This is a genomic window from Candidatus Thermoplasmatota archaeon (assembly GCA_029907305.1).
Taxonomy (GTDB): domain Archaea; phylum Thermoplasmatota; class E2; order DHVEG-1; family DHVEG-1; genus JARYMC01.
Genome location: JARYMC010000104.1, coordinates 1 through 4,197 on the forward strand (window position 1 = coordinate 1; position 4,197 = coordinate 4,197).

The following is a 4,197-nucleotide window of genomic DNA, read 5'->3' on the forward strand; positions in this document are numbered from 1 at the left end:
GGCTTGAGGGGATTCGAACCCCTGACCCATCGGTTAAGAGCCGATTGCTCTACCTAGCTGAGCCACAAGCCCAAAAATAAGAGGGTCATCGGCATAAAAAATAATATTTATTAAAGTTTTTTTTCTAACTTCTTGATCTCTGATTGATCAACCTTTGATATATATTTAGCGTCAATGCTATCAGTTACATAAACATCTTTCCCTGCGTGGTATATTTTTACTCCATCTTTCATAGCTTTTTTTACATCAACGCGTAAAATCAATGGTTTTTCTGTCCTAACCCGCCCTGCCTCGATAGCCTTTTCTATACTACTACTAAGATGCACTTTTTTACGGTCAGTCGGATGAAGACCACCTTCAATTATCATATCGATTTCTTCCTCAGTAACCGGATAATATAATTCATCTACATCTGCCAGAGGTAAATCATCGAGGTTCACATCCACGGTGTGACCATATTTAGCGCGAATCATACCACCATCAATTTGGTATCTACCCCTCTCATCAGTGGCTACCAATGCTTCTATATGGTAGTTTCGTAACCAATCAAAACCTGATCTTGATGTACCTAATGCTGCTATAAAGGATGAGATATCAACCCATCCTCTACCATCCATCATCAAACCAAGTTTCTCCGGGAAATGACGTAAAGCACCAGCCATGATACGACTCAGCGCATTAAGTTCACGGTCATCCATCAAAAATTTACCTTTTTTGTTGCAAACAGGACACGCTTCTCCACGGTAATAACCGTGTTCATCACATTTTCCTAACATAGTTCCGCTGAAACGTAATTATGATATCAAGTATAAATTTTTGTACTATTAAACTATTACACGGTCAGGTGAACTCTTGGAACAAGAAGACATGAAAAAAATAGCCGGAGAGAAAGCAGCAGAATACATTAAGGATGGTATGATTGTTGGTCTTGGAACTGGTTCTACGGTGGAGTATACAATAAGGAAGATCGCAGAGATGGTGAAGAATGGTCTTGACATAAAAGGGATACCAACGTCTATGCACACAAAAAAATTAGCTAAAGAATACAACATACCTCTCACTGATCTTGAGGAAAACCCTGTTATTGATATAACAATAGATGGTGCCGATGAGGTAGACCCAAACCTCAATCTTATAAAGGGTGGAGGAGGAGCTTTGACAAGAGAGAAAATCGTCGCTTTTCACTCTAAGAAAGAAATCATAGTGATCGATGAAACAAAAATTGTTAAGGCTTTGGGGGTTAATTCTCCGTTACCTGTTGAAGTGTTGAAGTATGGTTGGTCTTCAACAAAAAAAGCTCTTGAAGAATTTGGTTGCAATGTTGAACTTAGAAAAATAATGAACGATCCATATCTAACAGACAACTCGAACTATATTCTTGACTGCGATTTTGAGATAATAGACTCACCTGAGCAGCTTGAAAAAGATATTAATAATATCCCTGGTGTTGTTGAGAATGGTTTGTTTATTGGTTTGGTTGATGAAGTGATAGTTGGTAGTAGACAGGGGGTTATGACTCTTGGTAAATAACATTTTGAGTTTAATCTTCTAAAAAAAAAATCAGAAAAAAAATGAGAGAAATTTGATTATGAAAAGACATGTAGCGTCTGTAGAAAAAATTGTTGGTAAATTTGAGGAAACAAAGAATAAAATTAATGCTATAGAGTTTGATGTTCATTGGTACAGGCGTGTTTTCCATGCGTTTGGTGCCTGTTTTTTGTTTTATTATTTACTACCTGATGTTGATTGGATTAATTCACTAAAATTTTGGGTACCATTTTTAATACTTGTTATACTATTGATCCTAGAGTTTTTGAGGATAAAAGGCAAAATTAGTAGTAACCATTTTTTTGGTCTTAGAGTGTATGAGAAGAACAGGGTTGGTAGCTATTTGTTTTTTGGTGTCGCTGTTGTTGCTTTGTTGTTGTATTTTCCACAGCAGATAGCAGTTCCATGTATTCTATGTGCATCTGTTGGTGACCCTGTTATTGGTGAGATGCGTTCTCGTTTTGGTCATAAAAATGCTTATGTTGTTGGTTTTTTTGTTTGTATGCTTTTCTTTTTGATTGGTTGGTATAAAACGGATTTTTTTGTTATGTTTTTTGTTTCTGTTGTTGGTGCTTTTGGTGCTGTTGTTGGTGAGGCTAAAAAATTTTGGTGGATTGATGATGATTTTATGGTTCAGATGTTACCAGCTGTTTTGTTGTTGATAATACGGTTTAGTGCAGGTTATGTTGGTTTTAGTTTACCAGATAAAATAATAATTTATCCTGTAACTATGCCTTGGTGAAAAATATGGGTGACAAAAATAAAGAGTATTTGAAAACTGATTACGATGATTTGAAAATTGTTAAATCAGAGATTTTCTTTACACCTATGCTTATTGTTTTACCTTTGCTAGTTGGTGTTTTTTTTGTTTATGACTGGTTTTGTAGAGGATACGCCCTTGGTGTCTCAGATCTTGATGGTCATCTAATGGTAGGTGTTGTTATCTTGATTGGTAATATTTTGTTTGACATCCCTTTTGTGTCATCTTTGATTCGTTATAAAAAAGATAAATATCATTTTAAGGGTTAATGATTTTTAGTTTGTTGACCAAATTTCTTTTGGTTCTTTTGCTCTTGAAAACATTATGAAAAATGCTAGTATTTCAACTCTTCCAAGTATCATTAATAAAACAAAAAGCCATTTAAGTTCAATTGACATGGTTGGGCCGACTATGCCTGTGTTTAAACCGCAGGTACCTATGGCGGATGTGACTTCAAAAATTGAGTCCATAGGTGGGTTACCGTATGAGCTTACTATGAGTGATGAAATAAGTATGATGATCGCCGTTAATATAACCATCACTACAACCTGTATTAGCTCAGCGTTTGTGTATTCTTTGTCAAAGAGTTTAACTGTGGTATCTCGCTGTGTGATGGTATCGGTTATGGCTTTTTTGGTTATTTTGAAAAGTAAAAGGAATCTGTAGATTTTTATTCCACCTGCTGTCGAAAAGCTGGCACCGCCGATAAACATTAAAAAGACAAAGAATAGTTTTATGTTGCCTGGGAAACTCTGGACATTGAGGTAGCTGAATCCTGTTGCAGACATAGCACTGATAACATGAAAAGCTGAATCAAACAATGAATAAGAGAAAGAGATGGTTACGATAGAGATAGAGATAAAAGCCATGAAAAGAAAAACAGGTACCTCGGATTTCAAAAATTCTTTGAATCTGAGTTTGAATAAACCAGCTAGTACAATGAAGTTAGATGCACCTAGTATCATACTGATTATAAGTAGGATGCCTAATGGTGATTGTGTAGCAACATTTGTGATATCAGCAATGGGTGTAAAACCACCGGTGCTTATTGCAGTGAAGATGAATGAAACTAGGTTTATTCCGTCTCTATAACCAAATATAAAACCTAAAACTACTATTGCTATAAAGAATATCATATATATCAAGAGAATCATAAGGAAAGTTTTTTTGATTTTATGGTTTTTTGTAAAACCCATGCTCTTAGAAAATTCCTGGAGTTTTGCATCTGGGTAAAAGAATACTAATAAAACCAAAACTATCCCTAGACCGCCTATGAACTGTGTGAGAGCCCTGTAGAGAATTATGGATTTTGGTAAGCTGGATAGATTGGATATAACTGAGAAGCCTGTTGTTGTGTATCCTGATGTTGATTCAAATACGCTGTCTGTGAAAACTTGTACAGGGTTACCATTTGAGATATTTATGTACATATATGGTATAGAACCTATGAAACCTAGAAGGATGAAGACTAGTACTATTAATGTATATGATTGTTTTAAGGAGAGTTCTTTTCTTTCGCATAGGGCGTTTAAAAGGAAGCCTAAGCAAAGAAACCCTGTGGCAGCAAGGAAAAGGGCTATTGTAGCAGACATCTCGTTTAAGATAAAAGATACTATAATGGGGAATATTATGAATATCCCTGAGATTTGCATGACAAATCCGAGGTTTGATAAGATCGCTTTGGATTTCATTTTATCAGCAGAACCAAATTATGGTTTTTATAAGTTTTTATGGTGATTCCTGTTTTTCTTGTACCTGTTGTTTTCTACGGGAAGTAGCTTGTTTGATTTTTAGTAGTATTCTTAGTATCCATTCGACTAGTATAATAAAGAGTATGAGTTGTATAGCCATTGTTAAAAAATTTGGCAGAGAATTAATTTTGTCTGTTA

Annotated in this window: 5 protein-coding genes; 3 read left to right on the plus strand and 2 right to left on the minus strand. The window is 35.3% G+C overall.

Annotated features, from left to right (window positions below):
- Nucleotides 1-110: 110 nt before the first annotated feature.
- Nucleotides 111-776: an RNA 2'-phosphotransferase gene (locus QHH19_06855; protein ID MDH7518042.1), complete on the minus strand. Its 666-nt coding sequence runs from the start codon at nt 774-776 to the stop codon at nt 111-113.
- 91 nt (nt 777-867) lie between these two features.
- On the opposite strand from QHH19_06855, the gene rpiA reads away from it, so the two are divergent.
- Genes rpiA through QHH19_06870 form a run of 3 tightly spaced genes read left to right on the plus strand, consistent with a single transcriptional unit; the run spans nt 868 to nt 2,577 of the window.
- Nucleotides 868-1,530, plus strand: a complete 663-nt coding sequence (gene rpiA / locus QHH19_06860) for a ribose-5-phosphate isomerase RpiA (protein ID MDH7518043.1) — start codon at nt 868-870, stop codon at nt 1,528-1,530.
- A gap of 58 nt (nt 1,531-1,588) precedes the next feature.
- Nucleotides 1,589-2,290, plus strand: coding sequence for a dolichol kinase (locus QHH19_06865; protein MDH7518044.1), 702 nt, complete (start codon nt 1,589-1,591; stop codon nt 2,288-2,290).
- Nucleotides 2,291-2,295: 5 nt separating this feature from the next.
- On the plus strand, nt 2,296-2,577 hold the full coding sequence (locus QHH19_06870) for a hypothetical protein (GenBank protein ID MDH7518045.1): 282 nt from the start codon (nt 2,296-2,298) through the stop codon (nt 2,575-2,577).
- A 6-nt stretch (nt 2,578-2,583) separates the two neighbouring features.
- Here QHH19_06870 and QHH19_06875 read toward each other — a convergent pair whose 3' ends face one another.
- Entirely contained in the window at nt 2,584-3,900 is a 1,317-nt protein-coding gene (locus QHH19_06875; protein ID MDH7518046.1) for a potassium transporter TrkG, read from the minus strand.
- Nucleotides 3,901-4,197: the final 297 nt, after the last annotated feature.